Origin of the sequence: Cryobacterium roopkundense (genome assembly GCF_014200405.1) — a bacterium.
Lineage (GTDB): Bacteria > Actinomycetota > Actinomycetes > Actinomycetales > Microbacteriaceae > Cryobacterium > Cryobacterium roopkundense.
Map to the genome: position 1 here is coordinate 3473471 of NZ_JACHBQ010000001.1, position 25652 is coordinate 3499122.

23 protein-coding genes and 2 pseudogenes are annotated in these 25652 nt (G+C 63.2%); 17 read left to right on the forward strand and 8 right to left on the reverse strand.

Going from position 1 to position 25652, the window contains the following annotated elements:
- Position 1: 1 nt before the first annotated feature.
- The 3 genes from BJ997_RS16210 to BJ997_RS16220 are packed head-to-tail and all read right to left on the reverse strand — an operon-like array spanning position 2 to position 2000.
- Complete coding sequence (locus BJ997_RS16210; protein WP_035835408.1) at positions 2–1138, reverse strand: UDP-N-acetylmuramate dehydrogenase; 1137 nt, start codon at positions 1136–1138, stop codon at positions 2–4.
- The gene (locus BJ997_RS16215) at positions 1135–1557 is read right to left on the reverse strand and encodes a MaoC family dehydratase (protein ID WP_035835409.1); all 423 of its coding nucleotides are present in this window, start codon (positions 1555–1557) and stop codon (positions 1135–1137) included. The genes BJ997_RS16210 and BJ997_RS16215 overlap by 4 nt, the downstream gene beginning before the upstream one ends.
- Positions 1554–2000, reverse strand: coding sequence for an FAS1-like dehydratase domain-containing protein (locus BJ997_RS16220; RefSeq protein ID WP_084141063.1), 447 nt, complete (start codon positions 1998–2000; stop codon positions 1554–1556). Before BJ997_RS16220 ends, BJ997_RS16215 begins: the two co-directional genes overlap by 4 nt.
- A 90-nt stretch (positions 2001–2090) precedes the next feature.
- Between BJ997_RS16220 and BJ997_RS16225 the strand changes: the two genes are divergently transcribed.
- From BJ997_RS16225 to BJ997_RS16235, 3 genes and pseudogenes are all read left to right on the forward strand, one after another.
- Positions 2091–2591 (forward strand): GNAT family N-acetyltransferase, encoded by a 501-nt coding sequence (locus tag BJ997_RS16225; protein WP_160175838.1) that lies wholly within the window; start codon positions 2091–2093, stop codon positions 2589–2591.
- Between the two features lie 98 nt (positions 2592–2689).
- A complete protein-coding gene (locus BJ997_RS16230) occupies positions 2690–3337 on the forward strand; it encodes a HEAT repeat domain-containing protein (RefSeq protein WP_052541962.1) in 648 nt (215 codons plus the stop codon).
- A gap of 22 nt (positions 3338–3359) precedes the next feature.
- Positions 3360–4109 (forward strand): annotated as a pseudogene (locus BJ997_RS16235) (SGNH/GDSL hydrolase family protein); the annotation flags it as partial.
- Positions 4110–4132: 23 nt separating this feature from the next.
- Here the strand turns inward: BJ997_RS16235 and BJ997_RS16240 are convergent.
- Positions 4133–5068 carry a DMT family transporter gene (locus BJ997_RS16240; RefSeq protein ID WP_035835412.1) on the reverse strand — a complete coding sequence of 312 codons (936 nt, stop codon included), beginning with the start codon at positions 5066–5068 and terminating at the stop codon, positions 4133–4135.
- A gap of 72 nt (positions 5069–5140) precedes the next feature.
- Here BJ997_RS16240 and BJ997_RS16245 point away from each other — a divergent pair, with 72 nt between their 5' ends.
- Entirely contained in the window at positions 5141–6040 is a 900-nt protein-coding gene (locus tag BJ997_RS16245; protein WP_035835414.1) for a LysR family transcriptional regulator, read from the forward strand.
- A 94-nt stretch (positions 6041–6134) separates the two neighbouring features.
- Here BJ997_RS16245 and BJ997_RS16250 read toward each other — a convergent pair whose 3' ends face one another.
- Both BJ997_RS16250 and BJ997_RS16255 read right to left on the reverse strand, forming a co-directional pair.
- Entirely contained in the window at positions 6135–6482 is a 348-nt protein-coding gene (locus BJ997_RS16250) for a CU044_2847 family protein (RefSeq protein ID WP_035835415.1), read from the reverse strand.
- Positions 6483–6492: 10 nt separating this feature from the next.
- The gene (locus BJ997_RS16255; RefSeq protein WP_183323608.1) at positions 6493–9309 is read right to left on the reverse strand and encodes a CHAT domain-containing protein; all 2817 of its coding nucleotides are present in this window, start codon (positions 9307–9309) and stop codon (positions 6493–6495) included.
- Positions 9310–9552: 243 nt separating this feature from the next.
- Here BJ997_RS16255 and BJ997_RS16260 point away from each other — a divergent pair, with 243 nt between their 5' ends.
- The 10 genes from BJ997_RS16260 to BJ997_RS16305 all read left to right on the forward strand — a co-directional run bounded on the left by BJ997_RS16260 (position 9553) and on the right by BJ997_RS16305 (position 19916).
- Positions 9553–9807, forward strand: coding sequence for a hypothetical protein (locus tag BJ997_RS16260; RefSeq protein WP_152602325.1), 255 nt, complete (start codon positions 9553–9555; stop codon positions 9805–9807).
- 197 nt (positions 9808–10004) lie between these two features.
- Complete coding sequence (locus BJ997_RS16265) at positions 10005–11147, forward strand: ATP-binding protein (RefSeq protein ID WP_052542606.1); 1143 nt, start codon at positions 10005–10007, stop codon at positions 11145–11147.
- A gap of 1256 nt (positions 11148–12403) precedes the next feature.
- Positions 12404–13210 (forward strand): hypothetical protein, encoded by an 807-nt coding sequence (locus BJ997_RS16270; RefSeq protein WP_035839233.1) that lies wholly within the window; start codon positions 12404–12406, stop codon positions 13208–13210.
- Positions 13211–13466: 256 nt separating this feature from the next.
- Positions 13467–13613, forward strand: coding sequence for a hypothetical protein (locus tag BJ997_RS16275; RefSeq protein WP_160175913.1), 147 nt, complete (start codon positions 13467–13469; stop codon positions 13611–13613).
- A 241-nt stretch (positions 13614–13854) separates the two neighbouring features.
- A complete protein-coding gene (locus BJ997_RS16280) occupies positions 13855–14073 on the forward strand; it encodes a hypothetical protein (protein WP_052542607.1) in 219 nt (72 codons plus the stop codon).
- A gap of 334 nt (positions 14074–14407) precedes the next feature.
- Positions 14408–16081: a Mu transposase C-terminal domain-containing protein gene (locus BJ997_RS16285; protein WP_476695899.1), complete on the forward strand. Its 1674-nt coding sequence runs from the start codon at positions 14408–14410 to the stop codon at positions 16079–16081.
- A gap of 2 nt (positions 16082–16083) precedes the next feature.
- On the forward strand, positions 16084–16992 hold the full coding sequence (locus tag BJ997_RS16290) for a TniB family NTP-binding protein (RefSeq protein WP_035839261.1): 909 nt from the start codon (positions 16084–16086) through the stop codon (positions 16990–16992).
- The gene (locus BJ997_RS16295) at positions 16989–18188 is read left to right on the forward strand and encodes a TniQ family protein (protein WP_052542608.1); all 1200 of its coding nucleotides are present in this window, start codon (positions 16989–16991) and stop codon (positions 18186–18188) included. The genes BJ997_RS16290 and BJ997_RS16295 overlap by 4 nt, the downstream gene beginning before the upstream one ends.
- Positions 18189–18277: 89 nt before the next feature.
- On the forward strand, positions 18278–18919 hold the full coding sequence (locus BJ997_RS16300) for a recombinase family protein (RefSeq protein WP_035839236.1): 642 nt from the start codon (positions 18278–18280) through the stop codon (positions 18917–18919).
- 406 nt (positions 18920–19325) lie between these two features.
- On the forward strand, positions 19326–19916 hold the full coding sequence (locus BJ997_RS16305) for a hypothetical protein (RefSeq protein WP_152602328.1): 591 nt from the start codon (positions 19326–19328) through the stop codon (positions 19914–19916).
- A 190-nt stretch (positions 19917–20106) separates the two neighbouring features.
- Here BJ997_RS16305 and BJ997_RS16310 read toward each other — a convergent pair whose 3' ends face one another.
- Together BJ997_RS16310 and BJ997_RS16315 are read right to left on the reverse strand one after the other, a co-directional pair.
- The gene (locus tag BJ997_RS16310; protein ID WP_035839246.1) at positions 20107–20334 is read right to left on the reverse strand and encodes a helix-turn-helix domain-containing protein; all 228 of its coding nucleotides are present in this window, start codon (positions 20332–20334) and stop codon (positions 20107–20109) included.
- Entirely contained in the window at positions 20334–20930 is a 597-nt protein-coding gene (locus BJ997_RS16315; RefSeq protein ID WP_160175916.1) for a DUF2975 domain-containing protein, read from the reverse strand. The genes BJ997_RS16310 and BJ997_RS16315 overlap by 1 nt, the downstream gene beginning before the upstream one ends.
- A gap of 1103 nt (positions 20931–22033) precedes the next feature.
- Here BJ997_RS16315 and istA (BJ997_RS16320) point away from each other — a divergent pair.
- The 3 genes and pseudogenes from istA (BJ997_RS16320) to BJ997_RS16330 all read left to right on the forward strand — a co-directional run.
- Positions 22034–23089, forward strand: a pseudogene (istA, locus tag BJ997_RS16320) (IS21 family transposase); the annotation flags it as partial.
- A gap of 142 nt (positions 23090–23231) precedes the next feature.
- The gene (gene istA, locus BJ997_RS16325) at positions 23232–24821 is read left to right on the forward strand and encodes an IS21 family transposase (protein WP_035840902.1); all 1590 of its coding nucleotides are present in this window, start codon (positions 23232–23234) and stop codon (positions 24819–24821) included.
- Positions 24821–25588, forward strand: a complete 768-nt coding sequence (locus BJ997_RS16330) for an ATP-binding protein (protein WP_035840905.1) — start codon at positions 24821–24823, stop codon at positions 25586–25588. The genes istA (BJ997_RS16325) and BJ997_RS16330 overlap by 1 nt, the downstream gene beginning before the upstream one ends.
- The last annotated feature ends 64 nt before the right edge of the window (positions 25589–25652 follow it).

Below are 25652 nucleotides of genomic sequence, written 5' to 3' on the forward strand. Positions count from 1 at the left end.
GCTACAGGTCGAGGCCCACCAAAACGGGCTCGGGCTGCAGGTTCACGCCGAACTCGGCCTGCACACGGCCCAGCACGAAGCGGGCGAGCTCCGCGATCTCGGCAGCGGATGCCCCGCCCGTGTTCGTGAGCGCGAGCGTGTGCTTGCTCGACACCGCGGCCCTCGAGCCCGGCAGATGAAACCCCTTGCGCACACCGGAATGCTCGATGAGCCAGGCAGCGCTGAGCTTCACCGGGCGCACGTCGTCCACGCCGGGAATCGGGCCAACGCCGGCGTACTCGTCGAGCGGAATGACACGGTCGGGCAGCTCGGGCGCAAGCACCCACCGCGGCGCGGCATCAGGCAGCGTGCGCGCGAACGCCTCGGTGACTATAGGGTTCGTGAAGAAGGAGCCGGCGCTGTACGTGTCGGGGTCGGTCGGGTCAAGAACCATGCCCTTGGCCGCGCGCAGGTCAAGCACCGTGGAACGCACGGTCTCAAGCGCCACCCTGTCGCCGAGCTGCACACCGAGAGCGGATGCCAGCTGGCCGTAGCCGATCGGCTGGCTGAGGGCCAGGCCAAGAACGTCGGCCTCGTTGCGGGTGTCGCGCAGGTCGAGCTCGATCGCGAGCACGATACCGCGCAGGCCCTGCTTGAGCGCCGAGGTGCGGTAGTCGAGACGAAGTTCGGCGGCCTCCATGCGGCGCACCTCCCCGGTCTCGTAATCGAGAAAGTCGACGGCGGCGAGGCTGTCGGAAAGTTCTTGGCCGTAGGCGCCGATGTTCTGCACCGGTGCCGCGCCGCAGGAACCGGGAATGCCGGAGAGCGCCTCGATTCCGGCCCAGCCTTGTGTCACGGTGTGCGCCACGAGCTCGTCCCACGGCTCGCCGGCCTGAACGCGCAGGCGCACCGCGCCGGCAGCTTCGGAGTCGAGCCGTTCAACGCCCCGCGTCACCACCCGAATGACGATGCCGTCGAACCCGGCGTCGCTCGCGACAGTGTTCGAGCCGCCGCCGAGCAGCATCCAGTCTTCGTCCATGCCCCACACGACGAGCGCCTCCTTCACGAGGTCCTGCTCGGTGACCGGCGCGACCATTGCCGCCGGGGGCCCGCCGACGCGCATGGTGGTGAGTTCGGAGAGCGGTACGGGCGCGATCATGCGAGGCTGACGCGCGCCTGCGCCTTGCCGAGCACGGTCTGGCTGTTGAACGACACCACGAGGTCGACTCGTGCCACCCGGGCATCCGCTTCGAGGGCGCCCACCTTCGCGATCACGGTTACGAGGGCACCTTCGACGGGGTCCACGAACACCGGGCGGGTGAAGCGCACCTGATAGTCCACGACCCGGGCGGGGTCGCCGGCCCAGTCGACGACAGGCTGCACGGCGAAACCCATCGTGAGCATGCCGTGCGCGAGAACGCCGGAGAGGCCCACCGAGACCGCCACGTCGTCGCGGTAGTGGATGGGATTGAAATCGCCGGATGCCCCGGCGTAGCGCACGAGAGAATCGCGCGTGAGAGCGAAGCTTGCCTCGGCGATCTGCTGTCCGACGACGAGGGAATCGAATTCGGGGGTCATTCGTCTCCCCTGACGACGAGGGTGGAGGTGGCGGTCACGACGTGGCCGCCTGCGGAATCGACGATCGTCGACACTGCCGTCACCATGGCGTGGCCGCCGAGGCTCTTGATGCTCGCGACCGACAGGGTGGCGGTGAGTTCGTCGCCGGCCACGATCGGACGCGTATAGGTGAAGCGCTGGTCCCCGTGCACGACGCGGCTGAAGTCGATGCCGGCGTCGGGCTCGGCGAGCAGCTGAGCGAGCGTTGCCTCCTGCACCACCACGGCGAACGTGGGTGGTGCCACGACGTCGGCGTGGCCGGCCGCGCGGGCCGCCTCCGGGTCGTGGTTGAAGGGATGGGTGGCGAACACTGCGCGGGAAAACTCGCGCACCTTTTCGCGGCCCACGAGATACGGAGCGACGGGCGGAAAGACACGCCCCTGCAGGTCTGGGTTAACTGACACGCTACGAGTTTAGGGGCGCGTACCTGCGTCCCGCCCGGTGCTTGACGCACGACCAGCGGTTTCACGGCCGCATCGTGCACAATGGTCTACGTGCAATTTAGTCTCGTTCGCCTCACCTCCCCCGAAGCCGCCCCCCTCCTGGCGGGGCTCCGCCTCGAATACGACGCGCGTTACGGCGAGGGCGCTGGCGACTCGGTCGACGAGATCGGCGCCTCCGAATTCGACGCGCCGCACGGCGGGTTTCTCGTGCTGCGGGACGGCGAGCACACCGTCGCGGGCGGGGGCATCCACCGGTACAGCGCCGACACCGCCGAGATCAAGCGCATGTGGACCAACCCGAACTACCGCCGTCAGGGCCACGCCACCATCGTGCTCGCCCAGCTGGAGCGGCTCGCCCGCGACCTCGGCTTCGCCCGGGTGCGCCTCGAAACCGGTTACGCACAGCCCGAAGCACTCGCCCTCTATCGCAGCCTGGGCTACACCGACATCGGAAACTACGGTGTCTATGAGGGCGCTTATGGGTTCGAACGCACGCTCACGGCTCCGGCCGACATGCTGCGAACGGATGCCGTGGCATCCGTTCTTGCCTGACTCGCGCTCCCCCTTCTTCCCCTCCCTCCCCGCAAATTCGACGGAGTTTAGCGCCGGAAAGTCGTCGCCGGCCCTCGGTGTTGGTACCGTTAATACAAATGCGCAAGAATTCGTCTTCAGAGCCCGTCGTTCCCGTTGATCTCCCCATTGCCGACCGCCTCGCAGCGGCCGTCAAGCGATACGGAGAGCCAGCGGTCATCGAACGTTCCATCGCACTCCTGAAGGGCGAGAACGCGGGCGAAGACTTTCTGCTCTACGTGGGCGGCGACCACGCCAAGGGCATCCTCGACGGCGCACCGTCGCTGTACTGGCCCGAGCTGTGGGGCGCTCGCGCGCTCATGCACGTGTGGAGCGAATCCGCCAACGAAGCCGTGATTGCCGGCCTCGACAACCAGTCCTGGCGCGTGCGCGAGATGTGCGCCAAGGTGATTCTGCTGCGCAAGCTGCACTGCCTCAAGCGCCTCGTACGCCTTTCGACCGACGAGGTTCCGCGCGTGCGGGCCGCCGCGGTGCACGCGCTTGCAGCGCTCGGAACCGTCGAGCACCTGCCCACCATCGTGCAGCGCCTGAAGGACCCCGACGTGGAGGTTCGCCGCGCTGCGCAGCAGTCCCGCGACGCGCTCACCGCGCGCCTCGGCCTGCCGACCGCGCCAGACTCACATTCCCCCGCCGCAACGGCGGCAGCAGCAGAGGCCGCCGAGGTCAAGACCGAGGCACCTTCCGCCGAGGCACCCGACGCCGAGTAGCGACGCGCGCGCGCCGTTCGCTCGGTACGTCGCCCTCGGCGACAGTTTCACAGAGGGCGTCGGCGACGAATTGTCCTCCGGTGAACTGCGCGGCTGGGCCGACCTGGTCGCGCTCGGACTTGCTGGCGCCAGCGCATCCGCGCCACAGTTTTGGTATGCGAACCTGGCCATTCGCGGCAAGTTGCTGCGGCCTATCGTCGAGGGGCAGCTCGTTCCCGCGCTGAGACTCGGGCCGGACCTGCTCTCGATCTGCGGCGGCGGCAACGACGTGATGCGGCCCAAGGTAGAGATCTCCGGCGTCGTGGCACTGCTCGACCGGGTCGTTGAACGAGCTCTGGCAGAAGGCGTGCACGTGCTGATGCTCACCGGCGCGAACCCCACGAAGCACCTGCCGCTCGGTGCGCTCATCGAGCGCCGGGGCGACCGTCTGGCGAATGCCGCGCGCGCGTCGTTCGCCCGGCGCCCCGGCGTGACCTACGTCGACAACTGGGTCGACGCTGAACTCGCGCGGTCGCAGTACTGGTCACCGGACCGCCTGCACCTCAACGCTCTCGGCCACGCCAGGGTCGCCACTAATGTTCTGACGGCCCTCGGCGTGCCCGTGCCTCGGGAACTCTCCGGCACAGAGCCCCCCGCGCCGAACAGCAGGGTACGTACACCGGCTTATTACCGCGAGCACGTGCTGCCGTGGATCGGGCGCCGCCTCAGCGGCCGCTCGTCCGGCGACGGGCGCACGGCCAAACGTCCCGAACTCGCGCCCATCGAGCCGTAACGGGAGTACCTGCCGCGGCGCCCCTACGACACGGGCAGCGGATGCCGCGGCTCGGCGGCATCCGCTCTAGCCCGGTGAACGGCCTCCACGCGCTGCCCCCAGTAGGTGCTTGCGATGATGAGCACCGCGCCGATGACGCCCACGATTCCGAGGGTTTCCGCGCCGATGGTTACTCCGACGAGTACGGCCCAGACCGGCTCGGTCCCCATGAGCAGACTCGCGCGTGCCGCCGAGGTGCGCCGGATCGCCCACATCTGCGCCAGGAACGCGAAGACGCTGCACGCCAGGCCGAGGTACAGCACTCCGAGCCAGGCAGCCCAGCCAAACGTCGTGACGGCGTAGAGGAGACCCGGAACATCCGTTGCCGTGAAGATGATGGACCCGACAACGGCCTGGATGAGCGTGAGGGTGATCGTGCTGTACCGGCGGCCTCGAGTGAGGTGGCCCACCATCGTGACGTGCACGGACCGCACGAGCGCCGCGGCGAGGATAAGCAGGTCGCCCACGTTGGGAGCGTGGAAACCGTTGCCCGACACGAGAAGGGCCACACCGACGACGGCCATCACCGCCGCGACGAAAAACGGGCGCGGCAGCCATTGACGACGTGCGACCGACTCGAGGATGGGCGTGAGAATGATGGTGAGGCTGATGATCAACCCGGCATTCGTGGCCGAAGTGAAGGCAACGCCGAGCGTCTCGAGCCAGAGAATGGCCGATTGCGTGACGCCCAGCAGCACACCCACCGCGAGCTCGCCGCGGGTCGGGCGTCGTTCGCGACGCACGAGCCAGACCACGTAGAGGGCGGCCGCGGCCACGAGAAAGCGCAGGGCGAGAACCGCGCCCACGCTCGCCTGCTCCGTGAGTACCTTGGCGCTGAGATAGCTGCCGCCCCAGACGATGGCCACGAGCAGCAGAACGGCGTCGACGCGGTAGCGTGCGAGGAGCCCGGAAGAGATCATGGTCTTATGCTTCCGGTCGGCATTAGTTAAGTCTAGACGGCAGTTTATGAACGGATGCTTTACCATTCGCTTATGGATCTGCATCAGTTGGTCGTGCTGCGCGAACTCGGCGAGCGCGGCAGCGTGGCCGCAGTGGCCCGTGCGCTGTTCGTGTCGTCCTCGGCCGTGAGCCAGCAGTTGTCGGCCCTGCAGCGGGGTGTGGGTGTTGCTCTCACGGAGAAGAGCGGGCGCCGGCTTGTGCTGACGCCGGCCGGGCGGGCACTCGCCGCCGCGGCCGCGCACGTGTCGACTGCGATGGCCGAGGCCGAGGAGGCCGTGGCGACGTTCTACTCCGACCCGACCACGATCGTGCGCCTCTCGGCGTTCCACAGCGCCGGGCTGGCCTGGTTCGGGCCACTGATCGCGCGCCTTGGCGCGACGGGCGGGCCACCCCTGAGCTGCGGCGACGAAGACGTGGCCCGCTCCGATTTTCCCGGGCTGGTGTCACACTACGACCTGGTGATCGCGCACCGGGTGCCTCACGACCCGTACTGGCCCGAGGGTGTGTCGGTGATGCCACTGCTCTACGAGCCGCTCGATGTGGCGCTGCCGGCGGGGCATCCGCTCGCGTCACGCCCCTCCCTGTCGGTGGCCGACGTGGCCGACCAACCCTGGATCGCCGGACACGAGGGGTACCCACTCGGTGAGGCCGTGAACGTGGTGGCGGCGGCCGCGGGACATCCGCTCCGGGTGACGCACCGCATCAACGAGTTCTTTGTGTCGGCCTCCGTTGTCGCCACCGGTGCGGCTATCGCGCTGCAACCGAGGTACACGATGGCACCCGCCGTGGGCTCCGGAATCGTGCTGCGCCCCATCACGGGGTTGCGGGTGGGCCGGCAGATCGACGTGCTGTCGCGCCCGGAAGCGCTCGCGCGGGCATCCGTTCGCCGCGTACTCGACGAGTTGCGCGCGGTCGCCGACCCGCTCTCCTGACCCATTTCGCTGCTCGAGGCGCGACGAAGGAGGAGCGATCGAGACCCCGCAAGCCGATCTCACGCCCCTCATCGCGGCCCCTCGCGGCGCAGCCTCACGCGCCGGACTGCCCTGGCCCGGGTGCCCGAGCGTGCCACGTGAGGGTCACCGTGAAGTTCGCTGTGGTCGACGCGGCCGCGATGAAAGCGCCAGCCTCGGCGTGCAGGTCGAGGCCAAAGGTGACAGAAACATCGTCCGGCCTTTCCGCGAGCGTCAACAGCTGATCGATCACCGCCTCAACGGCCGGTTGAATGGTACCGACGGCTTCCTCAAAGCTCTGCCGAGCCCGGGCGAACACCCCCGACCTGTCCATCCCTCTGGTGAGCACACCGCCGGTGCCGTCGGCCGCCTGCACGAGCACGACTCCGCCATCGGCGAGGGAAAATTCCACAAGTTGAGCCATGCTGTGCTCCCTAAAGACTCGAAACGTCCCAGATTCTCGCCGTCTTGTCGTAGCTGCCGGTCGCGAGCCGGGTACCGTCGCCGCTGAAAGCAACGGCGGCAACCAGATCATCATGCTGCCCTTCCCAGAGCGGCTCGCCGGTGCTCGAGTCCCACACCCGCGCAGACCTGTCCGAACTTGCCGTGGCCAGCCGGGCGCCGAATGGGCTGAATGCCACCGACGCTATCGGCCGGGAGTGGCGCACCTCCAGGAGTTGCCCACGCGTCGCCACGTCCCACACTCGCGCGATGCCGTCATAACTGCCGGTGGCCAAGCGGGAGCCCCCCAAGGCAAAAGCCACCGAGGAGACGAGGCCATCGTGACGTACCTCCTGCGCGAGATCGCCCGTCGCCGCGTCCCACACTCGCGCTGTTTTGTCGTAGCTGCCGGTGGCGAACAACGCGCCATCCGGGCTGAAGGCGACCGACGAGATCAGGGCGCTGTGCTGCACCTTGACGAGTTCAGCGCCGGTTCGAGCATCCCAGATGCGCGCGGACTTATCATCACTCGCCGTGGCGAATCGGGTTCCGTCCGCGTTCCACGCCACCGCGTAGACCCGGGTCAACCAGCCCGAGTGCCGCACGCTGAGGAGTGGTGTGCCGCTTGTCATGTCCCAGATTCGCGCGACCCTGTCGTCGCACCCGCTGGCCAGTCGCGTGCCGTCGGGGCTGACAGCCACCGAGTTCACCCAGGCCTGCCACCCCTCGTGCTTGAGGTGCAGCATCTGCTGCCCCGAGGCCGTGTTCCAGAGTCGCGCCGCCTTGTCATCACATCCGGTGGCGAGTCGCACCCCGTCCGGGCTGAACGCCACAGCGCGGACGGGAGCTGGATGACGCAGCACAAGGAGGGGGGTCGTCTCCGGCTGGTCGGCTGGAGCGACGTGCGCGCCCGCGGCCACCGGTGTCTCCGGAATCGACTGGCGCTCTGACGTCTTCATTCGCACCGGACCTCGCTCTTCGGCGATGCGCCGAAGTCGCTGGAGCCGCGGGTTCGGCTCTGGTGTCACGTCGGGCTGTGGTGCCGGCACTGGGGTCGGCTCGGCGTCGGGCACGCGCGCTACTCCGTGCTCGATGACTGCATGAAGCTCCAGCTCTGGCTCTGGCTCTGGCTCTGGCTCTGGCTCTGGCTCTGGCTCTGGCTCCCGAGCCATCGGCGGGGGCTGGGGCGGGGCCAACTCCCCGCGTGCGCGATCGGCGAGACCATCGGGGTTGGCGTCCGCTGGGCTGAGCTCGCGCAACTGGGCATCGACCTCGAGCACGGCCTGCGAGTTGCCTTCATCGGCGTGGTAGCGAAGCTCGTTTTGCAGGTCACTGACCTGCAGGAGCAGCTCACTCGCCAGGCGTCGCTCCGCCGCATCCGGAAACACAGCGTCATTCTCGACCCTGGCATACCAGCGGATGGCCTCGGCCCAGTCTCCGGATTCCTCGGCTTGGCGCGCAGCTCGATAGTTCTGCAGGGCGGACTGCCTGCCCCGAACCTTATCGCGCAGCACAACCGCCTCGCGAAAATCGGGATCCAGCTCGAGCAGGTCATCGAGAAGCGAGAGGGCACCCGCGTAGTCCTGAATGCGCGACTTGGCTTTGGCCTCGATGTACATCGCGCGCAGCGTCGGCTGCCGCACGGCCCCCTCCCATGTTGGGCCAGTTGCCGGGGGCATCGCGGCCGAGACGACCGGTCGCGTCGGGCGCGCGATCGTGAACAATCGGGTGGACCCGCCGCGAACGTAGAGCACTGGAGTCACCCATTCCAACGTGCGGCCGAGCCCCAGGATCGATCGCCGACCGCTGCCGGCGGCCTCGTCAACCTCCCGGCCGGCCGCGATCGCCCCGTAAAAGCCACGCGCGAAGGCGATGGCGGCCCCGTCGCTCACCATGAACTGCATGGCGGCAACGGCGCTGATTCCGCCGCGCACGAGGGCCGCAGCGGATGCCGAGAACAGGTCCTCCTGCCCGGACTCGCCCGACGAACAGGAGTTCAGCACGACGAGCCGCGGGCTCGGGCTCGCCTCCCGAAGCAGGTCGGCGAGTCCAGACGCCTCGACCATGTGGGACCGCCCCTGGGGCGATACCAGGGCAACCCTCCCCTCGTTGCCGCTCACGTCGTAGTCTCCGTGGCCGATGAAGTGCACCACGTGCCACGGGCCGTTGCGGAGCTGCGCCTGAATTCCGTCCCAGGTCGCTTCCGGAGCCCACACCAATTCGACGAGGCCCTCGTCAATCGAGGGCCGCAGAGCCTCCGTGAGGTGCAGCTTCTCGGCATCCGTGTCGAGCGGCGGCAGATCCCGGGGCGCCGAGACAATTCCCAGCACGCGCAACGGGGGGTCGACCTGCATGGGATTGGGGTTGTAATCACTCGCGGGAATGTGGCGGAGCAGGGATTCACGCCGGCACAGATACGATTCATCCTCCGGGTCGTAGAGCGTTTCCCACGGCAGAGCGGCCAGCTCCGGCGCGGCGAGCCTCAGCACTAGGCGCAGCTGCTGGCCGCTCTGCTGCACCGCACCCTGGCTGGCGTGATACGCGCCACTAATCGGGCCGGAGAACAGCGCCTCGAAAAGCTGCTGTCCCACCTCGTGCAGAGGCTGCTCCTGCACCGGGATCGCCCGTCTGCCGTGGGCAGCGGATGCGAGAACCGTGAGTTCAAGCTCCGGCAGCCGGTCGAGAATCGCATCGACGTCAAGATGGAGCGTGCCGCTCGGGCGCCCGCTCGTGGGCGCACGAACCACGTCGACCCGATAGTCACCCCGGGTCGATCCCGGTCTGATCAGTAACTCGATGTCTCGATCCACCTGTGTCCACCCGAAAATGGCCCTCTAGCTCTGAGATAAAGTGTGGCCCACCCGCGGCGAAACTTCAATGGAGCCGTTGGTAAGAGAAAAGCGCAAAAAGCCGATCGGCGCCTGAATCCACGGCAATCGCGGTGAGGAACGCCCTTCACGACGCCGACGGCTACGGGCCTTCGGCCCCAATGGGCCACGCCGGCTGCACAGCGTGCCAGTATGTTGGCCGACCACGACGTGAGGCGCCGGACAATGACAAGTTGGACGATCGAGTACGAGGGTGAGGCGTTCGCCCGCTTCTTCTTCAGCCTCAGGGACTACGAGCAGGCCGTCCTGACGGCCGCCATCGAGCATGTCCTGGCGGTGCACGGGATCAATGTCTGTCATGGAGAGTGGGACAAGCCCCTGTCCGGCGGGCTCTATGAGTTCCGCGTTCGCAAGTCGCTTCACGATGCTGGTGGCAGACGCAAGACCGCAAGACCCTCAAACGCATCAATACGCTCCTGAGGGATGGACAACGACCGCTCGCAATGGTGGAACGGCACCGCTCAAGATAGTGCACTAGCTACGCTCAAAATGGTGTCTTGCATACGTTCAAAACGGTGCACCAGATGCGAAGCACGGGAGTTAATCCAAGCAGATCCCAAGTATTTGAGCAGAGCAGACCCCCTGTCCTTATCGATGAATGGCAACATGTTCCCGAGGTGTGGGATCGAGTTCGCCGCCTCGTCGACAGTGATTCGACCGGCGAACGATTCATCTTGGCCGGCCGCGCTGCACCCGTTGGCACCCACCTCCACTCCGGCGCCGGCCGCACCATCAGATTCCGGATGCGACCTCTCTCCATCGCGGAGCGCAGCCTGGCGACGCCCACCGTCCGCCTCCGCGATCGGCTCAGCGCAGACACCCCGGACATCCAAGGCTCCAGCGACGTCGACCTGCGTCACTACGTCCGCGAAATAGTCGCCTCGGGATTTCCGCAGCCTCGGCAGATGAGCGATTGTGCCCGCGGAGTTTGGCTGGATGACTACATCGAGCGAGTCATCACCCATGACTTCGCCGAACAGGGACACCGCATTCGCCGGCCTGAGCTGCTGCGAGGTTGGTTGCGCGGTTACGCCTCGGCAACGGCCTCGGCAACCACGTTCGCGAAGATCGGGGCCAGTCTCGACCCAGGTGAACCAACAGGACCGACGCAGAAGACCTCGATCGCCTACCGGGACGTTCTCAGCAGCCTGTACTTGCTCGACCAAGTCGACGCCTGGTCGCCAAGCCAGAAGCTCCTGTCGCGAACTGCCCTCGCGCCGAAGCATTTTCTCGGCGATCCGGCACTCGCCGCGCGCCTGCTCAACCTCACCGAGGTCAAGCTGATGTCCGCCGTCCAACCTGCGATCAACAACGGGGACCGCTCTCGCCTCGGTGACTTCTTCGAAGCACTCGTCTGTCTCAGCCTCCAGACCTATGCACAGGCGAATGACGCGCACGTGTCACAATTCCGCGACCACGATGGTCGGCACGAAATTGACTTCATCGTGCACCGAGGACACGCACAAGCTGTCGGTGTTGAAGTGAAACTCAAGTACGCGATCAATGACCACGACGTGCGGCACCTGATCTGGCTGAAAGAATCGCTCCCCCAACCAAATAGTCGACCTCGTCGTCATCAACACCGGCGCCCACGCATATCGTCCACGGGATGGCGTCGCGGTCATCCCCCTCGCGTTGCTCACCGCCTGAGGCACGCCCCCTGGCGGGGGTCGGAACTGGTGCAGTGGCTCCTGGCACGTTACTCACGAGGACCGCCCGCACGAGGAACCTCGACTGCGACAGATCTACGGCTGATCTAGGCAGTTGTCTAAGGCGGAGAGGCTGTGTAAATGTGAGCCTCGACCGCGGTGATAGACGTTTCCGGCGGCCAAGAGGCAATCACACGAAGCAGAAATCGCGGGTTGGGTTGATGCTCCCCCCGCGCTCAGAACACAACGCTGCAGGCCCATAACGAGCTGAATTATCCCTAAGGCCCGTCCTTTTCATAGTCGGACAGCGATGGTTTTCCAGGTGGATATTCGGTGGTTGATCGGATAGGGCTTACGTTACTGCGGACCGTCCCGCTAGATTATGAGCGACCGCAAGTCACCCTCGATTCAGAGGGAGAGCGCGTCGTCACATTTTCGCCGAACCGGAAGGACGGAACGCATATGGCTATCAGTCTCACCGATCTCGAACTCTCGACCCTGGACAGCCTCATTACCCCTGTCGACCCCAAAGACGATTGGATCGTCACGGACGGCGGTTCGGCTATCCGTTGCGACATAGAGGGTATGAACGAAGAGCTTGCAGACGTTCCTGTTGAGCACCAATCGGCACAGACGTTGGAGGTCCTTCGGACATACCGGGCGAACGCGCGTGCCGCCCGATCGTCATGACCCGAATCCTGCTTCGCATTCTCAAATCATCAGCAGCGACCTTCTACTGGAATCGGTAAACGATCCCGTCACGCGTTCGTTCGTCACGTCGCTTCCATCACCAACCTATTCGCCGACCGATCCCATTTAAGGACGATTCCATAATGGATGATATTGCCAGCTCCGTATTCGCCGTTATTGGAATCGTAGTTTTCTGTGCCTGGTTCTTACTGACGATCGCATTTCAGAAGAATAATGGGCTCAGTCGGCTTACTAGGCGGTTTGACCGGTTCACACTCATACCAAAATGGTCGTTTTTTACGCCAGATCCCGGTGCGAGCAACTATCACTTTGTTTATCGCAGTCGCGACGAGGGAACGAGTTTCAGTCCATGGTTGGAGTTGAATTTATCCCCAAGAGGAATTCTCTATCCACTTTGGAACCCTCGAAAACGCTACCGAGAGGGAATGATCGAATTGTTTCAGCTGCTGGCACTTTCACGTATCAACTGCTCTGCAGAGCGGCTTCAGTTCACCTCGCCGTACATAATCTTGCTCGACGTTGCGCGCACGCGACTCGGAGGTTCATTGTCGCCGCAGGCGTTGTACCAGTTTGCTCTGGTTGAAACTCGCGGTCCAAGCGGAGCGTCTGCGCCCCTCGTTCGTTTTTATTCACTGACTCACCCGGTGTCATAAGCCATGCTGACAATCGAAACCGCCGCGCGAATCACCGCCGTCATCGTGGGCATAGGCATTCTTCAAGGCTCCCTGCAATTGCTTTTGAGCTTGAAAGAATTCGGCACAATCGGGATGTTTGACTGGAATAGCAGACAGATCCTTGCCAGGTCACACGGTGCATCACGTGGGTGGATGGTCGGGCAAAGCGGCTCCCTGTGGCTGCGCATTGTTGTGGTTGTTCGAATCGTCTGTTCTATAGCTCTAATCACTCCGTTTCAAAGCAATCTGCTCTATGCCAGTTACGCAGCGGTCATTTTGCTATCAAGCCTTTTCCTCGCCTATCAAATTCGCTATGGCAAAGATGGCTCCAATCAAATATCCGTCATCATCCTTGCGGGCTTGGCATTCACCTTCCTGCTCCCAACGTCGAGCCCTTTTCAAGCTGCGGGTTTGTATTTCATCGCGGCGCAGGCTCTGTTGGCGTATTTCGCTGCGGGAATATCGAAGATATCAAACGCACAATGGCGTCAAGGAACAGCGATGCAAAGCATTCTCAACACCGCTACTTACGGACACGCCACGGCGGCAGCCGCACTTCGTCGACGACCTTGGCTTGGAGGCTTCGTAGGATGGTCAGTTATCGTCGTGGAGATCATTTTTCCCGTAGCCCTTGTGGCGCCCCCTGGCGTACTGGTCGCGCTGCTTTTCGCCGGGGCGATGCTCCATCTCGGCACAGCCGTTCTGATTAGCCTCGACACTTTCTTTTGGGCCTTCACCGCGACATTTCCGGCGATCATCTTCGTGCACGGGGTTCTCCTCGGAGGATAGAACGGCACTGAAATGTCTCGACCTGTCATCGCCTTTTTCGATAAACAGATGCTGGTGAGTGAACGACGTATTGGTTATCGATCCAGGCGTTCCTTGAGCAGCTGATCTGCGCCGCAGATCGCCGCCGTTCCCGTGTTCTCCATTCCAACATCAGCTGTCCGGCTCCCAGAGGGACGACCAGCTCGACAGATCTGCGGGCCCAGACAGGACAGGCAGGTCACTGTACAATTCCACCAGTCGTTCCGCTGAGGAGGCAATGATGAGACCCACCGATATCTTCTTCGCTGATCAGGCCAAGGACAAGAAGCTCTGTGCTCAATGGGGAGCAGCGACCACCGTATTCCTGGGGATCTCGTGGTTCTCGCTGGGCCTCTTCGTGGCTTCCACCATCGACGCGCCGTAGCTAAACGTCATCATCCCGGTTGCGGCGGCGCTCATGGTCATCCTCGGAGTCGTCGACTGGCGCAAAGGGAGCCGCGTTGACTAATAGCTTGCGACCTACAGCCCTGTGCCTCTCTTTGATCCGACCAGGCATCGGAGACCCGGCCAACACGGCTGAGCATCCAGAAAGTTCACCTCAATGCCGTGCGTAAGACGCACCTCTACCGGGCAACAAGTGAGGCGGTCAGGGTACCTTGGGAGACATGACTAAAGGCATCGGACGGATGACCTTGATCACCGTCGGCGTGATAGCTCTGATCCTGGGTGGAATCTGGACTGGGCAGGGCCTGAACCTGATCCCGGGAAGTTTCATGACGGGTAGCAGGATGTGGCTTTCAATCGGGCTCATCCTCGCCACCGTTGGCATCATCCTGATTGTGCTCGGTCTACGACGTCCGGGGCACGGCCACACGAACACGTGAGACATGCCTTCCCCGCAGTCACTCAGCGAAGCCGACCGACGCCTCGTCGCGACGCAGTCCCGCTCCCGTAAAGTCTCGCCATCGCGACCAAGGACAGTCTGGTCGACGGAGCACGTACGCGGATGTTCAACATCGGCCACGGCCGTCCCGTAAGCCGGACCTCCTGCGGGAATGGCCCTGCTCAGCTGAAATGTCATTTTCCGTTCACGTCTGCACAGGATGCCGCGTGTTTCCGGGGTTGTGCAGGCGAGTGTTGAGCGATGGATTTTCCATACTCCTCTGCACTAAAGTCGTTTTTGCTTAGTACTCCTCTGCACAACAGGGAGGTAGCGGGGTGGACGCAAGACGTGAGCGCATTGGAGCGTTTGGCACGGTGACGATGCCGGATGCTCTGTGGGATCGAACGAAGAAGATTTCCGCCGTGATCGCACCATTGGCGGCACAGAGCACTGTGGGCACGGCTGCGGTCGATGCGGCTGCACTGTCGTTGGGGATTTCGCGCCGCCAGGTGTACGTCTTGATCAAGCGATACCGAGACGGCACGGGATTGCTGACAGATCTGGCTCCGGCGCGTTCCTCGGGCGGGAAAGGCACCTGGCGGTTATCTGCTGAGGTGGAAGACCTTGTCCGCGAGATGGTGCGGAAGCAGTACCTGACTCGGCAGAAGCGCAGCCTGGCGGCGGTATATCGCGACGTCGTCGCCGCGTGCCGGCTGCGGCAGCTTCCTGTCCCAGCCCGCAACACGGTCGAACGGCGGATCCGGGAGTTGAGTCCGGTGGAGGTAGGTCGGCGCCGCGGCGGTCCAGATGCGGTTCGGTCCTTGCAGTCCGCTGGCGGCGATGTCCCGGTGATCGGCAAGATCCTGGAGCAGGTGCAGATCGATCACACCGTTATCGATGTCATCGTCGTCGACGAGCGGGAACGACGCCCCATCGGGCGGCCCTACTTGACCGCGGCAATCGACGTTTTCAGTCGATCCCTGGTGGGCATGGTCGTCACGTTAGAGGCTCCGTCGGCCGTGTCGGTGGGTCTGTGCCTCGTTCATGCGGCCACCGATAAGCGGCCAGGGCTGGAGAGGTTGGGAGTTGACGTGCAGTGGCCGATGAGCGGGAAGCCACGGCAGTTGTATCTGGACAACGCCAGCGAGTTCAAGAGCGAAGCGTTACGCCGCGGGTGTGAGCAGCACGGAATCGAATTGGCGTACCGCCCGCCGGGCCGACCCCATTACGGCGGGATTGTGGAACGGGTGATCGGCACGGCAATGCAGCAGGTTCATGAGCTTCCTGGCACCACGTTCTCCAACCCTGCCGAACGCGGCCGGTACGACTCCGACCGGAGGGCGATGCTGACGCTGCCCGAGTTGAAAAAATGGTTGACCCTTGCCGTAGCGACCTATCACGGCAGCATTCACAGCACGCTGGGCCAGACACCGGCAGGCCGGTGGGCTGAGGGCGTGGAGCAGACGGGAACACCGGCGGTGGTGTCGAACGCGAGGGCGTTCCTGGTCGATTTCCTCCCTGTCATTCGACGGACATTGACTCGAACGGGATTCGTCATCGACCACGTCCACTATTTTTCCAACTCGCTGAAACCGTGGATCAGCCGGCGCAGCACCCTCGACCCGTTCCTCATCCGACGCGACCCCAGAGACATCAGCCGGATCTGGGTGTTGGAACCAGAAGGACACGCCTATATAGAGGTGCCGTATCGAACGATGGCCAACCCGGCGGTGAGTCTCTGGGAGCACAAGCGCGCCGTTGCACGGCTGCATGAACGCGGTGTCACGCAAGTGGATGAGGCCGCCCTGTTTCGGATGATCGAACAGATGAGACAGATCACCGACACCGCCTCAAGGACCACCAAACGGATGCGTCGCGATGCCCAGCGGCGCGCGTTGGCTCCCCAGCCCACGACCGCTACCCGGTCGGCGGGTGCTGAGCCGCCACTATCTGGCGAGGTGTCATCAGAACCGGCGGCGGTTCGATTCGATCAGATTGAACAGTGGTGACGATGACCGACGACGCGGCCCCTGACCTGTCCCACCTGCATCCCGCGATGCGCCAGGTTGCCCGGCTGCCGGCGGGCGAGCGGATCGAGCATATTCGTGCGGACCGCTGGATCGGCTACCCGCGAGCAGTCGCGACCGTCGCCCGGCTGGAAGCCCTGCTGGCGTGGCCCGATAAGCAGCGGATGCCGAATCTGTTGATCGTGGGACCGACGAACAACGGGAAGTCGATGATCGTGGAAAAGTTTCGCCGCGGTCACCGGCCGGTGACCGAAGCGGAGCGGGAACACATCCCCGTCCTGTGCGTGCAAATGCCCTCGGACCCGTCGGTCGTGCGGTTTTACATCGCGCTCCTCGCCGCGCTCGGCGCGCCCCTGCAACCGCGGCGACGCGTGGCCGAGGTGGAACAATTGTCGCTGAGTTTGCTGCGCTCGACAGGGGTGCGCATGCTCGTCATTGACGAGTTGCACAATGTTCTCGCCGGACAGAGCAACAGCCGCCGAGAATTCCTGAACCTATTGCGGTTCCTCGGCAACGAGCTGCGCATCCCGATCGTGGGCGTTGGAACGCGGGAAGCCTATCTGGCCATCCGCTCCGATGACCAGCTCGAGAACCGATTCGAACCGGTCGTTCTTCCCCTGTGGCACGCCGACGCCGACACGTTGTCGTTGCTGGCCAGCTTCGCCGCGGCTCTTCCACTGCAGCGCCCGTCCGTCATCGCCACCGACGACATGGCCCAGTATCTGCTCACTCGATGCGAGGGCACCATCGGGGAACTCACCCGACTGCTGACCGCTGCGGCGATCGCAGCAGTCGATAGCGGTGAGGAAAGCATCAACCGGCGCACCCTGATCCTGGCCGACTACGTCGGTCCCACGGAACGGCGCCGGCTGTTCGAACGGGAACTGTTGTGACCGCACCCCGCCGATGGCCGCTGCATCCCGTGCCTCTTCCTGGTGAGGCGCTTTCCTCCTGGCTTCGGCGTATTGCGGCGTGCTACAGCGCAGAACTTGAGGTGCTCGGTGATGACCTCGGCTTCACCCTCAGACCCGGGAGCCATGAGGACATCGACCTGGCACCGCCGCCGGGCATGATCGACGTTCTCACCAGTCGCACCGGCGTCGCCCCAGACCGGTTGCGGCAGATGAGTGTGGCCGGCTGGGTTCCCTGGCTCCTGGACGACATGCAGCCCAGCCCCGAGAGTTTCGCCACCTACACCCGACAGCTGTCGGTGCTGCGACCCGCTAACAGATTCAAGCCACGCCTGGTCCCCAGCTGGCGGCCGTGGTTATCCTCGCATCTTCACTCTCGAGCGTGCCCAAAATGCGTCGCTGCCAGTGACTCGCCGAAACCATATCTGCTGCTGTGGGCACTCCCTCTCATCTCCACCTGCCCCATTCACGGCTGCTGGCTTGAGGCGACCCGCGCGCCCCGTGGCTACTTTCGTCTCTGGGATTTCGATCCGCCGGTGCTACGAGCTGCTCCGGAACACCTCCTGAAGATGGACCAACGCACGCAGGACGCCTTCACCATTGGCCAAGTCGAACTGCCGCGACGCAGTGTGCACGCCGGGATCTGGTTCCGGCTGCTGCGCACCATCATCGACGAGCTCAGCTGCCCCCTGTCGGAGAACCACCCCGCCGACGCCAAGATCATCCGGCAGATCTGGACACAGACCGGATATCGCGTCCGCGACGGGCAATCATCTTGGCACCCTTACGAACAGCACGCCGAATCGGTGCAGCAGCACACCATGGAGGCCGCTGCGACCGCCGTCCTACTTCTGGAATCTGATGCCATCACCGGCTCGGGCACTGACGCAGCCCTCTTTCATCCGCTGCCCGAAATCACTCTCAGCGACGGAACGCTGCCGCATCCAACATCCATCCCAAACGGTGCCCTACCCACTCTGATGGATGCCCTCCAGGAGGCCGTCGAAGCAGCACGCCTCGATCCCGCCGATGCACGCACCCTCTTCAACCTGGCAACCTACAAGCAAGACGACGCCGAACAGATCCACTACGCGGTGAGCCTGTTCCTCGAACTCGGCATCCCCCTCGATTTTCATCACACAACACAAACCGGGGTGGGTTTACAGGACGTAGACTGAATGACGGGTTAAGTGACAATTTTTGACGCTGATCAAGTCGACTGCACATTGTCACGTATTCGACCGTATAAATGACAGGGGTCTCCACCATGCTCGTGGGGTATATGCGCGTATCCAAAACTGACGGATCACAAAGCACCGACCTGCAACGTGATGCGCTGCTCCTCGCCGGCGTCGACGCAGACCACCTTTATGAAGACCATGCTTCCGGGAAGAAGGACGACCGCCCGCAGCTGGCGGCGTGCCTGAAAGCGCTTCGAGACGGTGACACCCTTCTGGTCTGGAAACTCGATCGCCTCGGACGTGACCTCCGCCACCTGGTCAACACCGTGCACGACCTCACCGACCGCGGCATTGGCCTGAAAGTCCTCACCGGGGAGGGCGCCGCGATTGACACTACGACCGCGTCCGGCAAGCTGGTCTTCGGGATCTTCGCTGCGCTGGCCGAGTTCGAACGAGCGCTGATCTCGGAGCGCACCATCGCGGGACTTACCGCGGCGCGCGCCCGCGGACGCAAAGGCGGCCGCCCATACAAAATGACCGCAGCCAAAGTGCGCACAGCAATGGCCGCGATGGGCCAGAAAGAGACGAAGGTCGGCGACCTGTGCAAGGAGCTCGGCATCACCCGGCAGACCCTGTATCGCCACGTGTCCCCGTCAGGCAAGCTCCGCCCAGACGGGAGCAAAGTCCTCACCAATCGAGAAAAGCCCACGCCGGATCACAGCAGGTAGGCGCTACCATGCCTGCGCCGACAAGCCAAGTTGCGAGACCGGTGCTGCTGACCTCGCCGGTCGCGGTCCCCAACGGCGATTGAGCGTCTTCGAATCAGCGGCGCGTGGTGGTCCCGGTTTCAGCAGCACGGACCCGTTGCGCACCGTGGGCGTCCCGCACCTAGGTTGAACACGTGGTGAATCGAGCGTTGGTGCCAGGACTTTATCGAGTCACTCGGCTGGTGTTTGCAAGGACTAGTAGTTGGCCCGTTCTGAGCATTCTGTGTGCACGCGCATGTACGTCAAGTCGGCCCATATGTGGACAGCGCCCTCCGCTGCAACGGGAGTAAGTTTCGGATCACGGACAGTTGCACTGTATTGCGATTATGTCCGCAGAGGGAACCTAAATTTGGCCACTATGGTGCAGATGGCCGGTTCTCCACTTGAGGGGGATGGTTCACTGATGAGGTTTAACAAAGGCAGCGCCGTGTTGGCGTTGGTTGTTGCGGGTATAACGTTCGCCGTTTCGCCTGCAATTGCAGATGAGGGCTCAGGCACGGTTGACGACTCCGGCACAGTTATGGTGGGTGGCCGCGAGTTCGGCCCCGAAGATGGCGTCTCTGTCACGACGGAGTCAATCGAAATCACACCTGGGACGGGAGCGACCGTCGGTGTTGAATACGGCTCAACTGCTACTCCTCCGAAGGGTATGGTCACGCCGCAGGTTTACTGGGGCACAAGCTATGCCTACTCAACTGAGTACGCATATTTGTTTTATCGCGGCGTAGCGAAGGCAGGGGGAAACGTGTACTCAAGCCAGCGCATCATCCAGGTCTGCATTCATTACACGCGCAATGGCGTTTCCGTCGCTGACAAGAGGTGCTCGAACGCCTCAAGCAGCGGAGGCTGGCACGCCGGATCTGAAGTCGTGTCGAATGCCGCTGATTCACCCGCATGGACAGGGCCTCCCACAATTCTCAACATCACGACGACTCGCATCAACCCGGGCATTCTCTGATAAGCAGCCGCTATTTATCGGGCGTTGCAACACGACTGCCCGTCCGTCAGAAACTAACAAGTTCGCAAACGCTCGGCTGGAAATTCCCAGTCGAGCGTTTGCGTGGGCGACCGTTGACGAAAACATGATCGTTAAGGTCGTAACGATCGCCATAGTACGGCTCAACCTCGGCGACAGTTAACGTCTAGGTTCAGAAACCCGAGATTTCGCTCGAGTCGGTGCGATACTTCAATATGTCCCCGGGCTGACAATCGAGAACTTCACAGACTGCGGCGAGGGTGGTGAATCGAACCGCTTTCGCACGGCCATTTTTGAGCACAAATACGTTGGCTGGCGTTATGCCAATTGCCCAGGCCAGTTCAGCTACGGTCAGGTTCGATTTTTCAAGTTGCTCATCGAGGTGCACAAAAATTGGCACTATATCACCTCCGCAAGCTCATCGTGAAGCGCTGTCGCCCGACGTAGTAGTCCGAGCATGGTTCTCATAATCAGCACGAACGTCAGGCAAAGCAAAGACAACCCGATTAGTCCGTACATGGCTGCCGGGGGCGTGAAACCGAGGATATTTGCGACGATAAATGCGGAGATGAGAAGTGTTAGTGCTCCTACAGAGATTACGATTATCGCTCGAACCCAGGGCAGCGCAGCTGCCGTGAAGATTCGCCTTTCTACGACGAACGAAATTAGCCTCCAAACGACAACCAGAATTGCTTGCCCACAGCCCATGATGAGTACAACCCAAACAAACGCCGGAATGAAAAAGGGCCTGGCCTCGGGAAAGTCGCTAATGATGCTTTGTCCGATCAATGGCACGAAAACGACTTCGATCAGAAACGAAAAAACCACTAACAGGGTCAGCAAAAACCGTACGAACCGAGCGGTAACTACCGTCATTTTATCCTCCGAGTATCGTAAAGCAGTATATCGATAAACGATACCATTAAATCGTTTGCCGTGGTGCTCGGGTTCATCCTCGATCCCGCTAATATTTCTGAGCAAGCTCACCCGGCGCATGGGCCACCGCCTGGTCGAAGAAATCTTCAAGCTCTCTCCGAACAGACCGCCGTCGGCGGCAACCCAGGCGCCTCGAGCATTGGTGCTGTCACTTTCCGAAGTCGACTGCACAAGGACCCGTGTGTTTGCGGAGGTTGTGTAGCCGAGTATTACGGCTGACTTTTCCGTCCTCCTTTGCACGAGTGTCGCTCTTATTCGTACTCGTCTGCACAAGCAAGAGGCAAAGAGCGGACGCCGACTAGGCCAGATGGGCGGTCCGGATGCGATCACAGTCGTTGCGCCGCGAAGGGCGACGAATCCAGAGACCATCTGAACGACAAGGGGCCCGTGGCACGGTCACTGTTTTAGTTCTGCAAGCGAGTACGAACATATGTGCAGACGACTTCGAAAATAACATCCCCCTGCAGGCATACAGTGACGATCAATGTTGGTGTAATGAGCTGTGCAGACGAGTACGGAAATTCGTGCAGACGGGTACGGAAAATGACATGAAAGGTACCGCCCACCTCGGCCAACTTGTCGCGTTTACCCCGCCCGCAAGGACGTCCCGCTCACATGCGTCTTACGGGACAACTACTCTCGGGCCTGACGTTCTTACAACCCATGGGCGACAAGAAATGCGCGGCGAGGTTGGGGTCACGCGTCCGCGCCCGCTTATCGGGCCTAAAGTTGGGACGCCCCTACGGGCACCCCACTCCAAGCGCCCAGAGAGTGAACACCCGTCGCCGCCGACGACATCGCATACCCGCTCTCCGGATCGTATTCGCGGTGCCCGTTCAAGGATCCCTCATTCAACGGCACGCTCAGTATGGTCGGCGAGTGGAATGCGGCTGACAGCCGTGCGACTCCCCTCCGCTCCTACAAGAGGTGACGCTCGGACGCGACCCCACAAGGCATAAGCATCCAGAGCTCTGCAGACATCATCGAGTGCTCGATCGTTGTATGTGAATATTGGCTTCCGAGGGAGCCGGGGGTGGTGCCCGTGAAGGCCGTTGTGCCAATCCATGAATCGTGTCGTTCAGAGCCACAGTTGGCGTTGTTGAGAGCCACCTGAAAAGCTCCTTCCATCACGTGAGGGCCACGTGATGGAAGAAGTACCGGTAATGGTACGGAAGATCAAGGCGAAACTCGTCTTGCAGTTACGAAACCAAGGTTTGTCGGGCAGGGCGATCGCGTCGGCGCAGGGCATCGCCCGCAATAGCGTCCAGACCGTGCTCGAGACGGCGGACAGGCTCGGCCTCGGCTGGGATGACGTCGAGGAGATGTCAGAGGCCGAGGTCTATGCGGCGTTGTTTCCCGGCCGTGGAGTGCACGAGTCCGTGTTCGCGCAGCCGGATTGGGGTCGTGTGCACACCGAACTGGCCCGGGTCGGGGTGACGTTGAAGCTGCTGCACCAGGAATATGTCGACGCGTCTCGTCAGGCGCAGGCTGTGATGAGTTACGACCGGTTCTGTCGGCTCTACGGCGAGTTCGCTGCCGTCTCGGGCGCAACGTCGCGTGTTGGTCACAAGGCCGGCCGCAGTATCGAGGTGGACTGGTCCGGTCCGACGATGCAGTTGCTGGACCCGACGACGGGCGAGATCTCGAAGGTGTATCTGTTCGTCGCGTGTCTGCCGTTCAGCCGATATGCCTTCGTGGAGGCCACGCTGGACATGCGGCAGGAGTCCTGGCTGCGCGCCCACACGGCGATGTTCTCCTTTTTTGGCGGTTCCGTCCCACGCCTGGTGCCCGACAACTTGAAGACCGGGGTGATCTCCCACCCGCGCGAGGGTGAAGTCGTTCTCAACGATGCCTACCGGGAGATGGCGGCGCATTACTCTGCTGCGGTGCTGCCGGGCCGCGTGCGGGCGCCTAAGGACAAGGCGAGCGTGGAGAACACAGTTTCGCATGTCGCGACCTGGGTCATCGCCGGCCTCCGGCAGGAGTAGTTCACCTCCTTGCCCCAGCTGCGGGTCCGGATCTCGGAGCAGATCGAGACTTACAACCGGCAGCCGTTCCAGAAACGGGATGGGTCCCGATTGAGTGTCTTCACCACCGAGGAGAAGCCGTTGATGAACCCGCTGCCGGCGGCCACGTTCGAGATCAGCACGTGGTCCTACAAACGCAAGGTGAACAAGAACGCCCACGTGGTCTGGGCACGGAACTTCTACTCCGTGCCTGGCGAGTAGCGCTTGTAGGTAGCGGTAGTCCAGCGACTCGGTAGCAGGATTCCGGGAACACGGTAGCGCTGGCGCTAATGAACTGCTGGGCTGTGGAAGGACAACGCGCAAGGCGTTGTCGTTCCATTGTTAAGGGCGGGTCATGGCGGATTATCGGAAAATATTGGGGTTGTTGCTCGAGGGGCGGAGCTACCGCGAAGTCGTAGAGATCGCTGGGTGCTCGCATCGCGACGTCGCCCGGGTCCGGCAAGAGGTCCAGGAACGAGGTGTCACCTCGGCGGTCGCGGTCAGCGACGCCGAGCTGACGGAATGGTTCCCCGACGGGCGCCGGAAAGTGTCGGCGGAGTATGACCAGCCCGACTTGTCTCGGGTTCTGGCATCAATGAAGGCGAACCGGCACTTCACGTTGCTGCTGGCGTGGCGTCGGTACGTCGACGCCAAGGACGCCGGGAAAAAGTACGGGTACTCGCAGTTCTGCGCCCTGTTCACCGGCTACCTCCGCACCCACGATCTCGTCGCGGTGCTGCGCCATGAGCCGGGTCGGGCGATGCTGGTCGACTGGGCCGGCGACACGATGGACATCGTTGACACGATCACCGGCGAGGTGGTCCGAGCGATCTTGTTCGTCGCGGTGTTGCCGTTTTCAGGGCTTCTGTTCTGCCGAGCTTACGCGGATATGAAGTCCCCGGCGTGGCTCGATGCGCACGTTCGAGCGTTCGCATTCTTCGGCGGCGTGACGCAGATCGTCGTGCCGGACAACCCGACGACCTCCACTCACCAGACACATAAGGGCGATGCGGAGCGGGTCGTCAACGCGAGGTATCAGCAGCTCGCGGATCACTACCAGACCGCGATTGTCCCGGCCCGAGTGAAGAAACCCCGCGATAAGGCGGCTGCGGAGAACGCGGTGAACGTGGTCAACAAACGAGTCATCGGCTACCTCGAGGACGACGTCTTCACGACGCTGAGCGAGTTGAATACGGCGATCGAAGAGCGCGTGCGTGAGATCAACCATGACATCCGCCGCGCCGACGACACGACCAGGTGGGAACGCTTCGACATGGAGGAGCGCGAGTTGCTCGGCCCTTTGCCCGATGCCGGGTTCGAGGATGTGCAGTGGAAGGAGCTGAAGGCGGCCCGGAATTACCACGTCACCGCGGACACGCAACGGTATTCCGTGCCCTTCGGGTTGGCGGGCAAGCTGCTGCGGGTTCGGCTGACGTCGTCCCTGGTGACGGTCTTCGACGGGCACGAGAGCATCTGCGAACATCCTCGGCTGACGGGGAGGAAAGGCCAGTACTCGACTCTTCCGGACCACGTCCCGCCGCAGCACCGCGATATCGACGGGTTGTGGTCAAGGCGGTGGTTCATCGACCGGGCGCGCAGCGTTGGGCCGGCCACCGTCACGGTGATCGAGCACATCCTCGACAGCCAGGTGATCGAGGCGCAGGGCTACCTGGCCTGCCAGAACATCCTCGACGGGCTCGGTAAGAACAACCGGGAACGGCTGGAGGCGGCCTGCCAGGCACTCGTGAACCGAGGCACCCATCCGACGTATTCGACGCTGAAACGGTTGATGGCGGCGATCGATAGTGACGCGAAGAAGCCCCGGCCGGTGACCCCGGCAGCCTCGACAGGCAAACGCAGCAACACGGTCGTGTTCCGCGACACCATCTCGGACGTTTACGTCCGCGATGCCTCCCACTACGCAGGCGACGAGGAGGGGAAGTGATGTTCACCAGCATCGATTACGACAAGTTCCGGGCCCTGCGCGTGACCCACGTCGCGACGCGCCTGGAGGAACTCATCCAAGACGAAGGCAACGACACCCTCACCCCCGAGCAGCTGTTCCTGACCGCGGTCGACGACGCGTTGGAGTCCCGTCGTATCAACAAGGTCGACAAGCTCATCCGCCAAGCTGCTTTCCCGATCCCGGGGGCCACGGTCGCGGAGGTCGACTACCGCGACGGGCGCGGGATCACCCCAGTCAGAATGCGACGCTATGCCGCCCATGACTGGCGCTCCGATGCGACGAACCTCCTCATCATTTCGCCCACCGGAGGCGGGAAGACCTACCTCGCCTGCGCGCTGGCCATCGGCGCCTGCCAGAGTGAGCACTCCGTTCTCTACTTCCGGATGGACGACCTCGCCCGAAGGCTTGTCATCGCCCGCGGCGACGGAATCGCCCATCAGAAGCTGTTGAACGAGCTCTCCAACATCGACCTGCTCATCATCGACGACTTCCTCACAGTCGGCATCGACAGCGACGCCGCCAGCGACTTGTTCGCGATCCTCGCGAACAGGGAACACCGACTACCCACGATGATCGCCTCGCAGACCGGGCCAAAGCACTGGGTCGCCGAGCTGCCCGACCGGGTCGCCGCGGACTCGATCGTGAACCGCCTCGCCAACAACGCCCGGATCATCAACCTCGGCCAGATTGACATGCGCCGGCACCGCAACGACCAAGCCCGCGCCCACGAGACCTACTGGGAGTGACCGAAGCGGCCCGGGCGCAAAACCCGGGCCGCTACCGGCTCTTCAGAACTGCGCTACCAGGTGC